Origin of the sequence: Kitasatospora sp. NPDC051705 (assembly GCF_044453265.1) — a bacterium.
In the GTDB taxonomy this organism is placed as follows: domain Bacteria; phylum Actinomycetota; class Actinomycetes; order Streptomycetales; family Streptomycetaceae; genus Kitasatospora.
Window position 1 is genome coordinate 76,659 of record NZ_JBITCO010000021.1, and the last position, 17,048, is coordinate 93,706.

Genomic DNA, 17,048 nt, shown 5'->3' on the forward strand with positions numbered 1-17,048 from the left:
GCCGCCGCGGGCGGCCCGCAGCCGGGCCGCCCGGCTCGGCCGGTGGCCGCTACGCCTCGCCGTGCGCCATCTTGATCAGCCGGTCGAGGACCTTCCCGCCGCTCACCCGCAGGCCGTCGTGCTCCCATTCGTTGGTGACCCAGGTCCGCAGGCCGCGCACCGCGCGGGCGGTCTCCAGCGAGTCGGCGGTGTCCACGTACATGTCGTCGTGGTAGACCGCCGCCACGACGGGCACCGTGTTGGCGGCCAGCCGCGCCGGGTCGTACAGGTCCGGCCAGTCCGCGCGGGCGGCGAGCAGGTCCGCGGTCTCCTTCAGCGGGCGCAGCGCCGGATCGGTGTCGAACATCCAGGGGTAGATCATCTCCCCGGTGAACAGCACCGGGGCGTCGGAGTCCAGCGCGGCCCGGGCGTCGAACTGCGGGAACTCCTTGCGGACCCGCTCGGCGGCCCAGGCGGTGCCGCCGGTGTCCACCGAGCGCTGGCCGTAGATCGACTCGTGCAGCACGGCGTACAGCGGGCCCTCGGCGAAGGACGCCTTGGCCTGGACACCGGCCAGGAAGGTGTCGGAGAGCTCCGGGCCGTCCACTCCGTCCACCCAGGCCTCCTCCAGCAGGTGGTGGAGGGCGCCCGAGCCGCTGCCGCCGCCCAGCATCATCCCGAGGGCCTGGAAGGCCTCGACGGTCAGCCGGCCGCCGTCGGGAAGCGGCGCCGGGGCGGCCGCGAGGTGCGCCGCGATCCGCCGCACCGCCTCGACGTCCTGCGGGAACCGTGCGTAGTGGTCCTCGTTCTTCCGGACGACCCGGGGGTAGGCGGCGCGGTAGACGTCGTCCGCCGAACTGCCGAGTCCGGCCAGACCGCCGGTGATGAAGGCTTCGGTCAGACCCTCGGGGGCGAGGGAGAGGTAGGTGAGGGTGCAGAAGCCGCCGAAGCTCTGGCCGAGCAGGCTCCAGCGCCGCTCCGCGCCGAGCAGCCGGTGCCGGATCAGCTCGGCGTCCCGCACGATCGAGTCCGCGCGGAAGTGCGCCAGGTAGTCGGCCTGCGCCCGGGGGCCGCCGCGCCGGGCGAGGGTCTGCCGGTTCGCGGGGGTGGACCGCCCGGTGCCGCGCTGGTCGAGCAGCAGCACCCGGTAGTCGTCGAGGGCGCGGTCCAGCCAGGCGTCCCGGCCCAGCGGGCGGTTGGCCTTGCCGCCGGGGCCGCCCTGGAGGAAGAGCAGCCAGGGCAGGTCGGCCTGCTCGCGGCCGGCGGCGACCACCTCGCGGGCGTAGACCTCGATCTGTTCGCCCTGCGGGGCGGCGTGGTCGAGCGGGACCTGGAAGACGTGGTCGGTCGTGACAATCCCGGGCAGCCGGCTGACGGTGGACATGCAACTCCTCGGTCTCTGCTGGTCACAGCGATGGGGTCGCGGCTCACGGGGTCACCGGGTGCGGGCACCGCGACCTCCGCACCGTATCCTGGCCGCGGTCGGGCGCCGGTTCGACGGCGGCCGTCCACTCGACCAGGAGTACGGCACCGCACCGGAGCCGGCTCCGGCGTGGTCCACGGGCCGGAGCGCGGCGTCCGCCGCCCGGTGGCGGACCCACGAGGCCGCCCCGGCGGAGCGACGGTGACGGCCGGACGCTGACGGTGCGGCCGGTGACGGCCCGACAGCGGTGGTACGACCGCCCGAGGGGCCCGGTGTGAGAGGCCGCACCCGGTGTCGGCCGTGACCTGGGGGCGGTGCGCGGCGTTGACCCCGGGGGCCCTGCGCCCGGCCGCCCGGCGGGCCCGGGCGCCAGGACCGACGACCCGTCGGGCACCGTGGCGGGCCGGGGCGGGCGAGGGGCGTCGCGCCGGTACCCGTCCGGTACCGCGCACCGCTTGGCACGACCCGGCACCGGGTACGGCCGGACAAGCACAGCCGCCGACGGGACACCCCGTCGGCCCGCACCACCAGCACGCGATCGAGCATGCTCGCGGCCCACCGGCCTGACCCGGCCACCGGACCGCCGAGGGGAGGAGAGTCCGGTGACCGCCATGAGGCCACCACAGGCCATGCCGGCCGAGAGCGTGGTCGGCGCGCCGCCGAGACCGGGCGGCCGCGCCGACCAGGTCCCGGCCGGCGGGCCGGCGGGAGCGCCCGCCGGGCCGGGCCGACCCGCGGCCCCGCCGCGGCCGCAGCCGCCCGCCGTCCACCACGCGGTGCTCTGCGTCAACGCCCCCGGGATGGCCGCCTCCGGACCGGACGGCCAGCTGCGCGGCCAGGGCCTGCACGGCTTCTACCGGCACGGAGTGCGGGTGCTCGCCCGGATGGAGCTGCGCCTGGGCGGCATGGAGCCGCTGCCGCTCCAGGGCACCTCGACCAGCACGGCGCAGGCCCGCTTCCTCGGCGCCGTGCGCCTGCCCGGTGACCCGGACCCGGATCCGGCGCTCACCGTCGAGCGGCTGCGGCACGCCGACGGCGTCGAGACGGTCATCGTCCGCAACACCGGCAGTCGGCCCGCCCGGCTGCCGATGGAGATCGCCCTCGGCACCGACCTCGGCCCGGTCGCCGAGATCGCCGCCGGGCACCGCCCGCCCGACCTGCCCGGCCAGGTGCAGTCCGCCGGCCTGCGCTGGGCGGGCCCCGCGCACAGCGCCGTGGTCAGCGCCAAGCCCTCCCCGCACGCGGTGCTGGCCGGCGCCGGAGTGCTCCGGTGGGACTTGGAGGTCCAGCCCGGCGCCCGCTGGTCGGTCGAGTTGCGCGTCGAGCTGGAGAGCGCGGCCCCGGGCCCGCGCCCGCCCGGCGGCCGCGGCACCGGTGTGCCGCTGCCCTGGGCGGAGCCCGGGGTCCGCTGCGACGACGCCCGGGCCGCCCAGCTGGTCACCCGCTCGCTGGACGCCCTCGGCGGGCTGCTGTTCGCCGATCCGGACCGCCCGACCGACCTCTACCCGGCCTCCGGCGCGCCCTGGCGGTTCGGCCTCGCCCCGGCCGACGCGCTCTGGGCCGCCCGGCTCACCCTGCCGCTCGGCACCCGCCTCGCGGCCGGCACCCTGCGGGCACTGGCCCGCCGTCAGCAGCTCGCCCCCGCCCCGGGCCGCACCGAGGGCCTGCTGCCCGGCGCCCTCCGGCACGGCGGCCCCGAACTGCCGCCCACCTGCACCGCCACCGAGGCCACCCTGCTGTTCGTCACGGTGCTGGCCGAGGCCTGGCGCTGGGGCCTGCCCCGGGCGGAGACGGCCGACCTCCTCCCGGCCGCCGAGCGGGCCCTGTCCGCGCTCCGCGACGGCCTGGTCGACGGCTTCGTCACCGACCTCAGCCGCCCGGCGGAGGACCGCGCCGCGCACCCGGTGGCCGCCCGCACCGAGGTCCAGGCCCAGGCCCACCGCGCCGCCCTGCACGGCGCGGACCTGCTGGAGGCCTTCGGCCGCCCCGGCGCGCAGGAGTGGCGCAGCTGGGCCGCCGACCTGCGCGGACGCTTCCGCGAGCGGTTCTGGATCGACGACCTCTCCGGCGGCCGGCCCGCCGCCGGGCTCGCCCCGGGCGGCCAGCCGCTGCCGGCCGTCGCCTCCTCCCTGGTCCACCTGCTCGACACCGGGCTCGCCGCCGACGGCGGCCGCCACGAGACCCTGCTGGACCGCGAGCAGACCAGGCTGCTCGCCCAGCGGCTCGCCGCGCCGGAGCTGGACAGCGGCTGGGGTCTGCGCACGCTCAGCGCCAAGTCCCCCCGGTTCAACCCGCTGGGCCACCGCGGCGGCGCGGTGCGCGTGCACGAGACGGCGCTGGCGGTCGCCGGTCTCGCCGAGGCCGGTCACGAGAACGAGGCCGGCGCCCTGCTGGAGGGGCTGCTCGCCGCCGCCGCCCACTTCGAGGGCCGGCTGCCCGAGATGTACGCGGGGGAGCAGCGCACCGCCGGCTGCCCGCCGGTGCCCCATCCGGCGGCGTGCCGCCCCGCGGCCGTCTCGGCGGCCGGCGCCGCCCACGCGGTGTTCGCACTCGCCGGGGTCCGTCCGGACGTCCCGGGCGGCCGGGTGCTGGTCCGGCCGGCCAGCACCGCGCCGCTGGGCGAGCTGGAGCTGACCGGCCTGCGGGTCGCCGGTGAGCCCTTCTCGGTGCGGGTCAGCCGGATCGGCGTGGCGATGGTCGAGGAGGCCTCCGCGGAGCTGCAGCTGGTCGCCCGCTGACCGGCCCCGCCCGGTCGCCGGGTCGGGGCGGGGCCCAGGTGAGGGGGGCGGAGGGCGGAGCGGCCCGCGGCCGGCGGGTGCGTAGCCGCCCGGCCGCAGTCCGTGCACGGGCCTGTGCTTATCGTCAGAAAGACGACTATGATCGTCGCCATGTCGCGCTACGATCCGTCGGCCTTCCCCCCGTTCGCTGTCACGGTTGACCTGGTGGTTCTGACGGTGCGCGACCACGCGCTCTGCGCCCTGTTGGTCAGACGTGGTGAGCCGCCGTTCCAGGGGTACTGGGCGCTGCCCGGCGGCTTCGTCCGCCCGGACGAGGGCCTGGCCGAGGCAGCCTCCCGGGAGCTGGCCGAGGAGACCGGCCTGCGCGCGCACTCCGCCCCCGGCCACGAGGCCGTCGGCCCCGGCGCGGCCGGCGCGCACCTGGAGCAGCTCGCCACCTACGGCCACCCGCAGCGCGACCCCAGGATGCGGGTGGTCAGCGTCGCGTACCTGGTCCTCGCGCCCGACCTGCCGACCCCGCGGGCCGGCGGCGACGCCAGCAGCGCCCGCTGGGCGCCGGTCGTCGAACTGCTCGGCCAGAGCCCGGCCGACGGCGTCCCGCTCGCCTTCGACCACGGGCTGATCCTCGCCGACGGCGTCGAGCGCGCCCGCTCCAAGATCGAGTACTCCTCCCTCGCCACCGCCTTCTGCCCGACCGAGTTCACCGTCGGTGAGCTCCGCCGGGTCTACGAGGCCGTCTGGGGCGTGGCCCTCGACCCGCGGAACTTCCACCGCAAGGTCACCGGCACGCCGGGCTTCCTGCTGCCCTCCGGCGGCACGACGACCCGTCAGGGCGGGCGTCCGGCGCAGCTGTTCACCGCCGGCGGCGCGACCGTCCTCAACCCGCCGATGCTGCGCCCGGAGTCCTGACCGGTCCCGGCCGCGGCCCCCTGTCGTCGGCCCGGCCCGCCGCGCCGCCCACCGGGCGGCGTACCCGCCGGGACGGTCCCGGCGGGCCCCGGGATCGGATTGTCCCCTGATCGGGTGAGGTGGACGGCGGGCGGGCCCGCGCCGCTCCCGCAATGCCCGGAATCGCCGCCGCCTCCCCCTAGTGTGCTGGCGCGGAGCCGTGCGGGCACAGGCCGACAGCACCGGGGGCGCTCCGCTTCCAGCAGGCCGGCCGAGGGCATGGGAGCAGGCAGCGATGATCCAGATCACCGGACTGACCAAGGTCTATCGCAAGGGCGATCCGCCCGCCGTCCTCGACCTGACCTTCGACGCCCGACCCGGCCTGGTGACGGCGCTGCTTGGCGCGGAGGAGGCGGGGAAGTCCACCGCGCTGCGGCTGATGCTCGAACTCGAACGCGGCCAGGGCGTCACGCTCTTCGGCGGCCGCACCTACCGCCGACTGCGCCGCCCAGAGCGCCAGGTCGGCGTGCTGCTGCCGGGCCCCGGCCAGGGGGCGGCCGCGGTCGCCGGCCACCCGGGCCGCCGCGCCCATGGCCACCTGCGGATGCTCGCCGCGGCCGTCGGCGTCCCCGCCCGGCGGGCCGACGAGCTGCTGGAGCAGACCAGGCTGGCCGCCGTCGCCGGGCAGCGGCTGCGCAGCTTCTCGCCCGGCATGCACCGCCGGCTCTCCCTGGCGGCCGCGCTGCTCGGCGACCCCGGCACCCTCCTGCTGGACGCGCCGACCGAGGGCCTGTCGCCGCGCAACGTCGAGTGGTTCCACTCCTTCCTGCGTTCGTTCGCCGTGGCCGGCGGGACGGTCCTGGTGACCACCCGCACCCCGCAGGAGGCCGCCCAGCTCGCCGACCGGGTCGTCACCCTGGACCGCGGCCGGCTGGTGGCCGACCAGCCGGTGTCGGAGTTCCGGCGGACCCGCCTCAGCCCCGAAGTCGCCGTGCGCGGGCCGCAGATGGCGCGACTGGCCGACCTGCTGGTCAGCCAGGGCGCCGAGGTGCGCCGGGACGGCGGCGCGGGGCTCGCGGTGGCCGGTGTCGAGCGCACCGAGATCGGTGAACTCGCCTACCGCCACGGCATCCTGCTGCACGAACTGGCCGACCGGGTGGTCGAGCAGCCGGCCCCCCGGGCCGTGCTGCCGGTCGCCTCGGGCCGTGCCGGTCACCCGGGCGTCCGGCCGGTGACCACCGTCGAGCCGGGCCCCGCCCTCGCCGCGGACACCCCGACCGCCCCGGCCGCCCCGGCCGCCGAGGTGCCGCGGCACCGGGACGCGGCCGTGCTGCCCACCCGCGCACTGCCCGTGGTCTCGGCCGCGACGGCCCTCTCGGCCCTCGCCGCCGCCCGCCGGGCCGCACCCGCCGAGCCGGCAGGGCCCCCCGAGCCTGCCGGGCCCGTCGGGCCCGGCGACTCCGCCGATCCCGAGGACGTCCCCCCGACCGTCGCCGTGGACCGGCTGTTCCGCAACGGCCCCGGCGGTCCGGCCCGCCGCGACCGCACCGACCGCTCCGACCGCTCCGACCGCACCGAGCCCACCGCATCGGTCGGGGCCGACGGGTCGGCCGAGGACCCCGTGCCGCCCCTCTCGGAGACCCCGGCCGCGACCCCGGCCGCGGCCCGCGCCAACGCCGCGGACCTGCTGACCGAGGACACCGTCCGGCTCGGCCGCCTCACCCTGACCCCGCCCCCGGCCCGGTCCCCGGAGGCGGCCGCCACCGAGGCCCCCGCCGCGCCGGCCGCCCCCGCCACCACCGACGACCACCGGAGCGAGTGAACCGTGCGAGTCCTGGCCTACGAGCTGCGCCGTCTGCGCGGCCTGCGTTCCACCTGGCTGCTGCTGGCCGCCGTGCTGCTCTGCGACGCCGCCGTGGCCGCCGTCCTGGCGGGTCAGACCCCTGCCGGCCCGCTGCCCGCGGCCGCCGGGGTGCGGCTGCTGACCGCCGCCGTGCCGCTGGTCCCGCTGCCCTTCGCGGCGCTCGGCGCGGGCGTGCTGGGCGCGCTCTCGTACGGGCACGAGGTGCGCCACCCGGGGCTGCCGGCCTCGCTGGTGTCCTACCCGCGCCGGGTCCGGCTGCTGCTGGTCAAGCTGCTGGTGATCGGCCCGGTCGCGGGGCTGCTGACGCTCGCCACCCTGCTGCTCGACGCGGTCGCCGTGCACCTCGCGCTGCCCGCCGGGGTGACGGTGGCCGCCTGGGCGCAGCCCTCCGCGGTGTCGGGCCGGGTGTCCGGGGCGCTGGCCGCCGCCGGGCTGGACGGTCTGGCGGACCTCCCGGGGGTCTTCGCCCCGGTCGGCCCGGCGGTCGGCCACGGCGTGCCGGCCGCCCTGCTGGCGTTCGTCCTGCTGACCGTCGTGGCGGGCTGGACCGGGGTGCTGACGGCTTCGCTGACCCGCAGCGCGGCGGCCGGAATGCTGCTGCTGTGCGCGCTGCCCCCGCTGCTGGAGTCCGGGGTGGCGCTGCTGCTGCGGCAGACCGGCCGGCCGTGGCCGGCCCGCGCGGCGGGGCTGCTGCCGTTCCAGTCCGGCATCGAGTGGGCCTACGGCTGGGTGTACCGCGGGGGCCGGGAGGTCGCGGCCGGGGGCACGGCGCTGACGGATCCGGCCCTGCTCGCGGCGGTCGCCGCCCCCGCGGCGGTGCTGCTGCTGGCGGCCCTGCTGGTCCAGGTCCGGCGGCGAGCGCTCTGAGGCCGGCGTCGCCGTCCGCCGGACGGCTGTCGCACCGAAGCACCAAGATCGACCAGCAGTGACCGTAATGAGCGGTTCTTCCTGATAAGAAGTCAATTATCCAGTCGCGGTCGATCACCCTTTCGTGTGCTTTTCACGAGAATTCTCAAGCTGCGCCTGCCGATCGCCGACAAAGGAGCTGTGAGTACCCTTGCGCACCCCACCATGACCCCCGCCCGTTCCGCCGAAGGGCCCATCCACGGCCCCGGCGATCTGGACCGCTTCTCGTACGCCGACCGGCCGACCCCGCCGGCCCCCCGCTGGGAGGGCGCCGAGTCCGACCTCGTGCGGGTCGGCCGCAAGACCACCAGCAGCCGCGGCCGCGGTCTGCACGGCCAGCTGGTCCAGCAGCTCGGCCAGATGATCGTCTCCGGCGACCTCGGCGCCGACCGCCCGCTCGTCCCCGAGGAGATCGGCCAGCGGTTCGAGGTGTCCCGGACCGTCGTCCGCGAGTCGCTGCGCGTGCTGGAGGCCAAGGGCCTGGTCAGCGCCCGGCCGAACGTCGGCACCCGGGTCCGCCCGGTGGGCGACTGGAACCTGCTGGACCCGGACATCATCGAGTGGCGCGCCTTCGGCCCGCAGCGCGACGAGCAGCGCCGGGAGCTGTTCGAGCTCCGCTGGGCGATCGACCCGCTGGCCGCCCGGCTCGCCGCCGGCCACGGCCGGGAGGACGTCCAGCAGCGGCTGGTCGAGCTGGTCGAGATCATGGGCCACGCCGCCGCCCAGGCGGACCTCTCCACCTACACCCGGGCCGACGCCGAGCTGCACGGCCTGGTCCTGCAGATGGCGGGCAACCGGATGCTGGAGCACCTGTCCGCGATCGTCGCCGGCGCGCTGCAGGTGTCGGGCGGTCCGGCCACCTCCTGCGAGCGGCCGTCCGAGGCCTCGGTCAGCCTGCACGCCCGGCTGGTGGACGCGCTGGGGACCGGCGACGGCACCGCGGGCGAGGTCGCGATGCGGGCGCTGCTCACCGCGCACCCCGAGATCGAGCCGTCCGTGCCGGCTCCCCGGGAGCACTGAGCGGGCTGTTCCGACGAGCCGGGGCGCCCCGGGCGTCCACCGCTCCTCCAGAGCCCTCCGGCCGCGCCCGTGCGGTGCAGCCGGAGGGCCTCTGCACACCGGTGGCCCGACCGCAACCCGAAATGTAGCGCCCATGACAACAGGTTTCGGCGCGAGTGCGCGATGATGGACTCCGGCCCGGTGGCCGCGGACGCCGAGTGGTGTGACCCGCGACACGAAGGCCATGCGTAACACTTGACGAGTAGCAGCGATGTCTCCTGAGCGGGAGCAGCTCCGGAATACTCCAACATGTCAGAATGCTGTGTTGGTCCGCGGCGCTGCTGCCGTCCTGCAAACCCAGTCCTCAAGCCCGAGTCGGTCGGAATCGACACCGCGCGTGCGACGCGCGATCTCCTTCCCCGCCCGCTCGGGCGGCCGGTACGGGTTCGAGTCCACTCATCGTCCGAGAGGTTGTTCGTGTCGGCCAGCACATCCCGTTCGCTTCCCCCCGAGATCGCCGAGTCCGCGGCTCTGCTGGCGCTCATCGAGCGGGGCAAGGCCCAGGGGCAGATCGCCGGTGACGACGTGCGCCAGGCGTTCGAGGCGGACCAGATCCCGGTCACCAAGTGGAAGAACGTCATGCGCAGCCTCAATCAGGTGCTGATTGAGGAGGGCGTGGACCTGATGGTCAGCGCGGCCGAGCCGGCCGGCGCCAAGCGCAAGAGCGTTGCCGCCAAGAGCCCCACCAAGCGCACCGCCACCAAGGCTGTCACCACCCGGACCCCGGCCGCTCCGTCGGCCCCGACCAAGCCGCCCGTGCGCATCGCGCCCGGCGCTCCCGTCGCGGCCCCGGCCGTCGCGGCCGCCGCGGCGCCCGCGCCCACGGTGTCCGCCGAGATCACCGCCGAGGGCACCACCGTCGTCGCCGAGGCGCGTGCCGTCGCGGCGAAGAAGGCTGCTCCGGCCAAGAAGGCCGCGGCCAAGAAGACCGCCGCGCCCGCCAAGAAGACCGCCGCCAAGAAGACCGCCGCCGGCAAGGCCGGCAAGGGCGACGAGGAGCTGATCGGCGAGGAGGAGCTCCTCGAGGACGTCGCGCTGCCGGCCGACAAGGCCGGTACCGAGACCGAGGGCGCCCCGGAGGAGGAGTCGGAGGGCTTCGTCCTCTCCGACGACGACGAGGACGACGCGCCGGCCCAGCAGGTCGCCGTCGCCGGTGCCACCGCCGACCCGGTCAAGGACTACCTGAAGCAGATCGGCAAGGTCCCGCTGCTCAACGCCGAGCAGGAGGTCGAGCTCGCCAAGCGCATCGAGGCCGGCCTGTTCGCCGAGGACAAGCTCTCGGCCGCCGACAAGCTCGCCCCCAAGCTCAAGCGCGAGCTGGAGATCATCGCCGAGGACGGCCGTCGGGCCAAGAACCACCTGCTGGAGGCCAACCTCCGTCTGGTGGTCTCGCTGGCCAAGCGCTACACCGGTCGCGGCATGCTCTTCCTGGACCTGATCCAGGAGGGCAACCTCGGTCTGATCCGTGCGGTCGAGAAGTTCGACTACACCAAGGGCTACAAGTTCTCGACCTACGCCACCTGGTGGATCCGGCAGGCGATCACCCGCGCCATGGCCGACCAGGCCCGCACCATCCGCATCCCGGTGCACATGGTCGAGGTCATCAACAAGCTGGCCCGCGTCCAGCGCCAGATGCTCCAGGACCTGGGCCGCGAGCCCACCCCGGAGGAGCTGGCCAAGGAACTCGACATGACCCCCGAGAAGGTCATCGAGGTCCAGAAGTACGGCCGCGAGCCGATCTCGCTGCACACCCCGCTGGGCGAGGACGGCGACAGCGAGTTCGGTGACCTGATCGAGGACTCCGAGGCGGTCGTCCCGGCCGACGCGGTCTCCTTCACCCTGCTCCAGGAGCAGCTGCACTCGGTGCTGGACACCCTCTCCGAGCGCGAGGCCGGCGTGGTCTCGATGCGCTTCGGCCTGACGGACGGTCAGCCGAAGACGCTCGACGAGATCGGCAAGGTGTACGGGGTCACCCGTGAGCGCATCCGCCAGATCGAGTCGAAGACCATGTCGAAGCTGCGCCACCCGTCGCGTTCCCAGGTGCTGCGCGACTACCTGGACTGATCCGACCCGGCCGACGAGGCCGTGAGTGCGTGGCGGAGGCCCGGAGCCGGACGGCTCCGGGCCTCCGTGCTTCCCCGGGCCGGGCGGGTCAGCGTCCGGGTGCCGGTTGTCCCTCGTCCGGGTGGCGGTGTGCCGGGAACCGGACGCGGAGCGTAGTCGATCACCTACGCTGTGCCGGTTGCCTGCCGCCGAGCCGACTGGAGTCACGGTGCCGCCCATTCCGGACCGCGCTGTCCTGCCGACCACCGCCCCGCCCCCGGCCCGTCCGGCCGCCGCCCTTCCGCCGGCCGCCCTCCCCGCCGCCGCCCGTCCGGGCCGGCGTCGACGGGCCGCGGTGCTGGCGCTGCTGGCCGCCGTGCCCGTCCCGCTGGTCGCGCTCGGCACGGCCGGGCCCGCCGGGGCGCAGCGCCGGGTGGTCGGGGGCGCCGCCGAGAGCACCGCCGACCACCCGTGGGTGGTGGCGCTCTCCAGCCGCCAGCAGTTCGGTGCCGGCCGGTCCGGTCAGTTCTGCGGGGGAGCGCTGGTCACGCCGACCAAGGTGGTGACAGCCGCGCACTGCTTCTACGACGAGTCCAGGGGTGCCAGGGTGGACCGGCCGGGCCTCAAGGTCATCGTCGGCCGGGACGACATGCGGGGCTCGGTCGGGCGCGAAGTCTCCGTCCGGTCGGTGTGGATCCACCCCGACTACGCCTTCAGCGCCAACATGAACGACGTGGCGGTGGTCACGCTGACCGACTCCCAGGGCTCCCGCCCGGTGATCGACCTGGTCGGCCAGGGCGAGACCGAGCCGTACGCGGCCGGCACGACGGCCCGGGTCTTCGGGTGGGGCGACACCACCGGGAGGGGCAACTACTCGCCCGTGCTGCGCGGGGTGGACGTGCCGATCATCGCGGACCAGACCTGCGCGCACGCCTACCCGGGCGGACAGGACGGCAAGTTCGACGCCCGCGGCATGGTCTGTGCGGGCGAGGAGAAGGGTGGCAGGGACGCCTGCCAGGGCGACAGCGGCGGCCCGCTGGTCGTCGCCGGGCGGCTGGTGGGCCTAGTCTCCTGGGGGACGGGCTGCGCCGAGGCGGCCCACCCCGGCGTCTACACCAGGGTGGCCTCGGTCGCGGACGCGGTGCGCTCGGTGCTCTGAGGTGCGCGCCGTGCGCCGCGGGTGACCGGCCGGTCACGTTCTGACGCGGCGTCGGTGCGCAGCGTGCCTGCCCCGGGCAACAGCAGAGCCGGGCGACCGGCCCCCCGAGGGGGACCTGCCGCCCGGCTCACCGGTCACGCGCGGTGCATGGCCGGACACAGCTCGACGCTGGCTGCTGGTGTGGCGCCCGGGATCAGCGCTCGTCGTCGGAGGCCGTGGCGTTGGTGGTGCCGAGCCGGCCGCTCTCGTCCTGTATCTCCACGGCGATCTTCTTGAGCTCGGGCTCGAACTTCCGGCCGTGGTGGGCGCAGAAGAGCAGCTCTCCGCCGCTGGCGAGTACGACGCGCAGGTAGGCCTGGGCGCCGCATCGGTCGCAGCGGTCAGCCGCGGTGAGCGGGCTCGCAGGTGTCAGAACAGTAGTCACGTCGCCTCTTCTCTAGCTCGACGAGCTGTCGTACCAGGGTCAACATCCAACCAGGCCGAAAACGTTCCCGCTCGTGGCTTTTCTTCTCTGAGGATTCTGCTGTGTTGATGAGGACGTGCCCCGGGGGCCGGTGGTTCATGCGTGCCCGTTCCCAGGATCCGCCCGTCGCTCGAACGCCCGATCGGGACGGGGTGCGAGGTCCGCGTAGCATAATCCTCTGCCGGGTTGGAGCATAAGCCCCGTCCCGGGCCCCGGTAGCCTGCATAACGGCAGTTCCGGAGCCTGCACCAGACCCCACGATCCGCCAGGACCGGTGGTACCGGGAGGAGATGGCGCCCCGGAGCCCCGGGTGCCGGTACGGTCCTTGTTCGCGCAGCGCGTACAAGCTGCGCGGAGGCGGCCCGCCGTGCTGGGCACCCGCCGGAGGGGTTCGGGCACCCTGGGCGACGACTGTCGGTGCGGCGTGCTGCACTGGCGGGCGGGCCGGACGCGTGCCGGATGTGACCGATGAGACAGAACTTCACCGAGGAGAGTGCCGCGTGAGTGCCGAAACGACCGTGCCGTCCGCACTGCTGGCCGGCGACGACGGTTCCAACTACACCGCTCGGCACCTGCTCGTCCTGGAGGGCCTGGAGGCGGTTCGCAAGCGCCCCGGCATGTACATCGGCTCGACCGACAGCCGCGGTCTGATGCACTGCCTCTGGGAGATCATCGACAACTCGGTCGACGAGGCGCTGGGCGGCTACTGCGACCGCATCGAGGTCCTGCTGCACCCGGACTCCTCCGTGGAGGTGCGCGACAACGGGCGCGGCATCCCCGTCGACGTCGAGCCCAAGACCGGGCTGTCCGGCGTCGAGGTCGTGATGACCAAGCTGCACGCCGGCGGCAAGTTCGGCGGCGGCTCCTACGCGGCCTCCGGCGGTCTGCACGGCGTCGGCGCCTCCGTGGTGAACGCCCTCTCCGCCCGGCTCGACGTCGAGGTGGACCGCAGCGGTCACACCCACGCGATCAGCTTCCGCCGCGGCACCCCCGGCATCTTCACCGAGACCAGCCCGGACGCCCCCTTCGAGCCGGCCAACGGCCTGACCCGGAGCCGCAAGGTGCCGAAGACCCGCACCGGCACCCGGATCCGCTACTGGGCCGACCGGCAGATCTTCCTCAAGGACGCCAAGCTCTCCCTGGAGAACCTGCACAGCCGCGCCCGGCAGACCGCCTTCCTCGTCCCCGGCCTGACCATCGTCGTGCGTGACGAGCGGCTCACCGAGAGCGAGCAGGTCGAGGAGTCGGTGTTCCGCTACGACGGCGGCATCGCCGAGTTCTGCGAGTTCCTCGCCCCGGACAAGCCGGTCTGCGACGTGCTGCGGCTGCGCGGCGAGGGCACCTTCAAGGAGACCGTGCCCGTCCTCGACGAGCTCGGCCACATGACCCCCACCGAGGTCACCCGCCACCTGGGCGTGGACATCGCGCTGCGCTGGGGCGCCGGCTACGACACCACGCTGCGCTCCTTCGTCAACATCATCGCCACCCCCAAGGGCGGCACCCACGTCACCGGCTTCGAGCGCTCGCTGGCCAAGACCGTCAACGAGGCGCTGCGCTCCGCCAAGCTGCTGCGCGTGGCCGAGGACGACATCACCAAGGACGACGCCACCGAGGGCCTCACCGCGGTGGTCACCGTCCGGCTCGCCGAGCCGCAGTTCGAGGGCCAGACCAAGGAGGTGCTCGGCACCTCGGCGGCCAACCGGATCGTCGCCGCCGTCCTCGCCAAGGAGCTCAAGGCCTTCCTCACCTCGGCCAAGAAGGACCACAAGCTCCAGGCCCGGGCGGTCATGGAGAAGATCGTCGCCGCCGCCCGCACCCGGGTCGCCGCCCGCCAGCACAAGGAGGCCCAGCGCCGCAAGACCGCGCTGGAGACCAGCTCGCTGCCGGCCAAGCTGGCCGACTGCCGCAGCGACGACGTCGACCGCAGCGAACTCTTCATCGTCGAGGGCGACTCCGCGCTCGGCACCGCCAAGCTCGCCCGCAACTCCGAGTTCCAGGCGCTGCTGCCGATCCGCGGCAAGATCCTCAACGTGCAGAAGGCCTCGGTGAGCGACATGCTCAAGAACGCCGAGTGCGCCGCGATCATCCAGGTGATAGGGGCCGGCTCGGGCCGCACCTTCGACATCGACCAGGCCCGCTACGGCCGGGTCATCTTCATGGCCGACGCCGACGTCGACGGCTCGCACATCCGCACCCTGCTGCTGACCCTCTTCCACCGCTACATGCGGCCGATGGTCGAGCAGGGCCGGGTCTTCGCCGCGGTGCCGCCGCTGCACCGGATCGAGCTCACCAACCCCAAGCGCGGCCAGGAGAAGTACCACTACACCTACTCGGACGCCGAACTGCGCTCCACCCTGCTGGAGTTCCAGCGCAAGGGGCTGCGCTGGAAGGACCCGGTGCAGCGGTACAAGGGCCTCGGCGAGATGGACGCCGACCAGCTGGCCGAGACCACCATGGACCCGCGCCACCGCACGCTGCGCCGGATCAACCTGGGCGACCTGGAGCAGGCCGAGAAGGTCTTCGACCTGCTGATGGGCAACGACGTCGCCCCGCGCAAGGAGTTCATCGTGGACTCGGCGGCCACCCTGGACCGCTCCCGCATCGACGCCTGACGCGCCCCGCGCGGCGAGGGCCCTCCACCTCCGGGTGGAGGGCCCTCGTGCTGCCGGTTCCACCCGCGGTCCACCCCGGCTCCGATCAGCGCGGGGCGCCGGATCCGTAGCGTCGGGGAGGTCAGTTCAAGTCTCCCCCCGGGACGGAGTAGTCCGATGTCGGCCCTCGTCAACCTCCTCGTGGTCGTCGCGGTGATGGCCCTGGTCATCCGGCGCCAGATGCGCCCGCAGCGGCTGGACGGCGACCGCCGCTTCTGGGTGCTGCCGGTGGTCCTCGGCGCGCTCGCGCTGCGCGACCCCCGGCTGATCGACCACGAGCACACCGTGCTCTCCGCCACCCTGCTCGGCTGCGGACTCGCGGCGGTGCTCGCGATGGGCTCCGTCTGGGGCTGGACCGTCCGGCTCTGGCGGGCCGAGGACGGCGCGCTCTGGGCCAAGGGCACCAAGGCCACGATGGCCGCCTGGGCCGGGATGATCTTCATCCGGCTCAGCCTCTACGAGACCGGCGCCGTCCTGCACGTCCACCAGGCGAGCAGCGCGCTGCTGCTCAGCCTGGCGGTGCTGCTGCTGGTGCGCTCGCTCGTGGTGAACTGGAGGGCCCGGATGCTGGAGGCCCCGGACCGGGTCGCCGGGCTGCGCTGACCGACCGCTGACCGACCGCACCGAGCTCCGAGGAGGAACCCGTGGCCGGGTGGTACTGGACCCGCTGGCCGTCCCGCGAGGGGCTGGAGCGCGACGCCGAGAGCGGACCGCGCCGGCTGCTCACCGGGCTCGGCCGGGCCGTCCTGCTGATCACCGTCTGCTGGGGGACCTTCGCCGACGGCAGGTACGCGGGCTGGGCGGTGGTGGTGGCGGTGGCCGGGCTGGCCGCCGCCGTCGGCCTCAGCGCCGGCTACCTGCACGCCAGCCGGGAGCAGCACCCGGTGCCCGCGTTCGCCCTGTCCGCGGCGGTCGTCGGCGCGGCCTGGCTGGCGAACTGGGGCGGGGCCATCCTGCTCGCCGACGTGCTCTGGTACGGGCTCGCCGTGACCGCGCTGGTCCGGCTGCCGCCCGCGCCCGCGGTCCTCGTCGCCGCCGCCGCGCTCGGCTCGTACACCGCCGTCAGCTGGGCGAGCTGGCTGAGCATCATCGCGACCGTCGGAGGGCTGGTCATGCTGGGCTACCTGATGCGGCTGGACCTCGAGGCGCGTGGCACCGCCCGCCGGCTGCTGGTCCAGGAGCGCGCCGCCCGGGCCGCCGAGACGGAGAGCGCCGCGCTCGCCGAACGGGCCAGGATCGCCCGGGAGATCCACGACGTGCTCGCCCACAGCCTGTCCGCGCAGCTCGTCCACCTGGAGGCGGCCCGGCTGATGCTGGACGCGGGCACCGACCGCGAGCAGGTCCGCGAACGGGTCGTCGCCGCGCGGCGGATGGCCCAGGACGGGCTGGCCGAGACCAGGCAGGCGCTGTCGGCGCTGCGCGGCGAGTTCACCCCGGTCGGGGAGTTCCTGGTGGAGCTGACCGAGCGGGAGCGCGCCGCGCTGACCGTCACCGGCAGCCCCCGGCCGCTCGCCGCGGAACCGGCCCTCGCCGTGCGGCGCACCGCGCAGGAGGCGGTGACCAACGTCCGCAAGCACGCGCCCGGCGCCCGGTGCTCCGTCGAACTGCGCTACCTGGCGGACGCCGTGGAGCTGGAGGTGCGCAACTCCAGGGCCCCGCGCGGCGAGACGCCCGGAGGGCTCGCGGCCAGCGGCGGCGGGTACGGTCTGCTGGGGATGCGCGAACGCGCGGAACTGCTCGGCGGCACCCTGCTGGCGGGCCCCGAGGACGGAGGGTGGCGCGTGCAGCTGCGGGTGCCGGGGTGAGCGGGCGGGGCGGGTCGGCCCGCGGAGGGCGTGGGCGCCGCGGGGCGGCGACGGGATGCGGCGGGACGGG

12 protein-coding genes are annotated in these 17,048 nt (G+C 75.1%); 10 read left to right on the forward strand and 2 right to left on the reverse strand.

Features of this window, described 5'->3' with window-relative positions:
* Positions 1-49 precede the first annotated feature (49 nt).
* Positions 50-1,363, reverse strand: a complete 1,314-nt coding sequence (locus ACIA8Q_RS24365; protein WP_387905747.1) for an alpha/beta fold hydrolase — start codon at positions 1,361-1,363, stop codon at positions 50-52.
* A gap of 650 nt (positions 1,364-2,013) precedes the next feature.
* On the opposite strand from ACIA8Q_RS24365, the gene ACIA8Q_RS24370 reads away from it, so the two are divergent.
* From ACIA8Q_RS24370 to ACIA8Q_RS24400, 7 genes are all read left to right on the forward strand, one after another.
* The gene (locus ACIA8Q_RS24370; protein ID WP_360212339.1) at positions 2,014-4,140 is read left to right on the forward strand and encodes a glycogen debranching N-terminal domain-containing protein; all 2,127 of its coding nucleotides are present in this window, start codon (positions 2,014-2,016) and stop codon (positions 4,138-4,140) included.
* A gap of 150 nt (positions 4,141-4,290) precedes the next feature.
* Positions 4,291-5,049, forward strand: a complete 759-nt coding sequence (locus ACIA8Q_RS24375; protein ID WP_360212284.1) for an NUDIX domain-containing protein — start codon at positions 4,291-4,293, stop codon at positions 5,047-5,049.
* A gap of 274 nt (positions 5,050-5,323) precedes the next feature.
* Positions 5,324-6,850, forward strand: coding sequence for an ATP-binding cassette domain-containing protein (locus ACIA8Q_RS24380; protein ID WP_396317681.1), 1,527 nt, complete (start codon positions 5,324-5,326; stop codon positions 6,848-6,850).
* A gap of 3 nt (positions 6,851-6,853) precedes the next feature.
* The gene (locus ACIA8Q_RS24385; RefSeq protein WP_396317682.1) at positions 6,854-7,759 is read left to right on the forward strand and encodes a hypothetical protein; all 906 of its coding nucleotides are present in this window, start codon (positions 6,854-6,856) and stop codon (positions 7,757-7,759) included.
* Between the two features lie 126 nt (positions 7,760-7,885).
* Positions 7,886-8,818 carry an FCD domain-containing protein gene (locus ACIA8Q_RS24390; RefSeq protein ID WP_360212279.1) on the forward strand — a complete coding sequence of 311 codons (933 nt, stop codon included), beginning with the start codon at positions 7,886-7,888 and terminating at the stop codon, positions 8,816-8,818.
* 456 nt (positions 8,819-9,274) lie between these two features.
* A complete protein-coding gene (locus tag ACIA8Q_RS24395; protein WP_360212277.1) occupies positions 9,275-10,921 on the forward strand; it encodes an RNA polymerase sigma factor in 1,647 nt (548 codons plus the stop codon).
* Positions 10,922-11,255: 334 nt separating this feature from the next.
* Positions 11,256-12,059: a S1 family peptidase gene (locus ACIA8Q_RS24400; RefSeq protein ID WP_387905796.1), complete on the forward strand. Its 804-nt coding sequence runs from the start codon at positions 11,256-11,258 to the stop codon at positions 12,057-12,059.
* Between the two features lie 193 nt (positions 12,060-12,252).
* Here the strand turns inward: ACIA8Q_RS24400 and ACIA8Q_RS24405 are convergent, their stop codons facing one another.
* Positions 12,253-12,483 carry a hypothetical protein gene (locus tag ACIA8Q_RS24405; RefSeq protein ID WP_360212273.1) on the reverse strand — a complete coding sequence of 77 codons (231 nt, stop codon included), beginning with the start codon at positions 12,481-12,483 and terminating at the stop codon, positions 12,253-12,255.
* Positions 12,484-13,022: 539 nt separating this feature from the next.
* On the opposite strand from ACIA8Q_RS24405, the gene ACIA8Q_RS24410 reads away from it, so the two are divergent.
* The 3 genes from ACIA8Q_RS24410 (at position 13,023) to ACIA8Q_RS24420 (ending at position 16,978) form a co-directional block, all read left to right on the forward strand.
* Positions 13,023-15,134, forward strand: a complete 2,112-nt coding sequence (locus ACIA8Q_RS24410; protein WP_360212271.1) for a DNA topoisomerase IV subunit B — start codon at positions 13,023-13,025, stop codon at positions 15,132-15,134.
* A 156-nt stretch (positions 15,135-15,290) separates the two neighbouring features.
* Entirely contained in the window at positions 15,291-15,776 is a 486-nt protein-coding gene (locus ACIA8Q_RS24415) for a DUF1453 domain-containing protein (RefSeq protein ID WP_360212269.1), read from the forward strand.
* 41 nt (positions 15,777-15,817) lie between these two features.
* A complete protein-coding gene (locus ACIA8Q_RS24420) occupies positions 15,818-16,978 on the forward strand; it encodes a histidine kinase (RefSeq protein WP_360212267.1) in 1,161 nt (386 codons plus the stop codon).
* Positions 16,979-17,048: the final 70 nt, after the last annotated feature.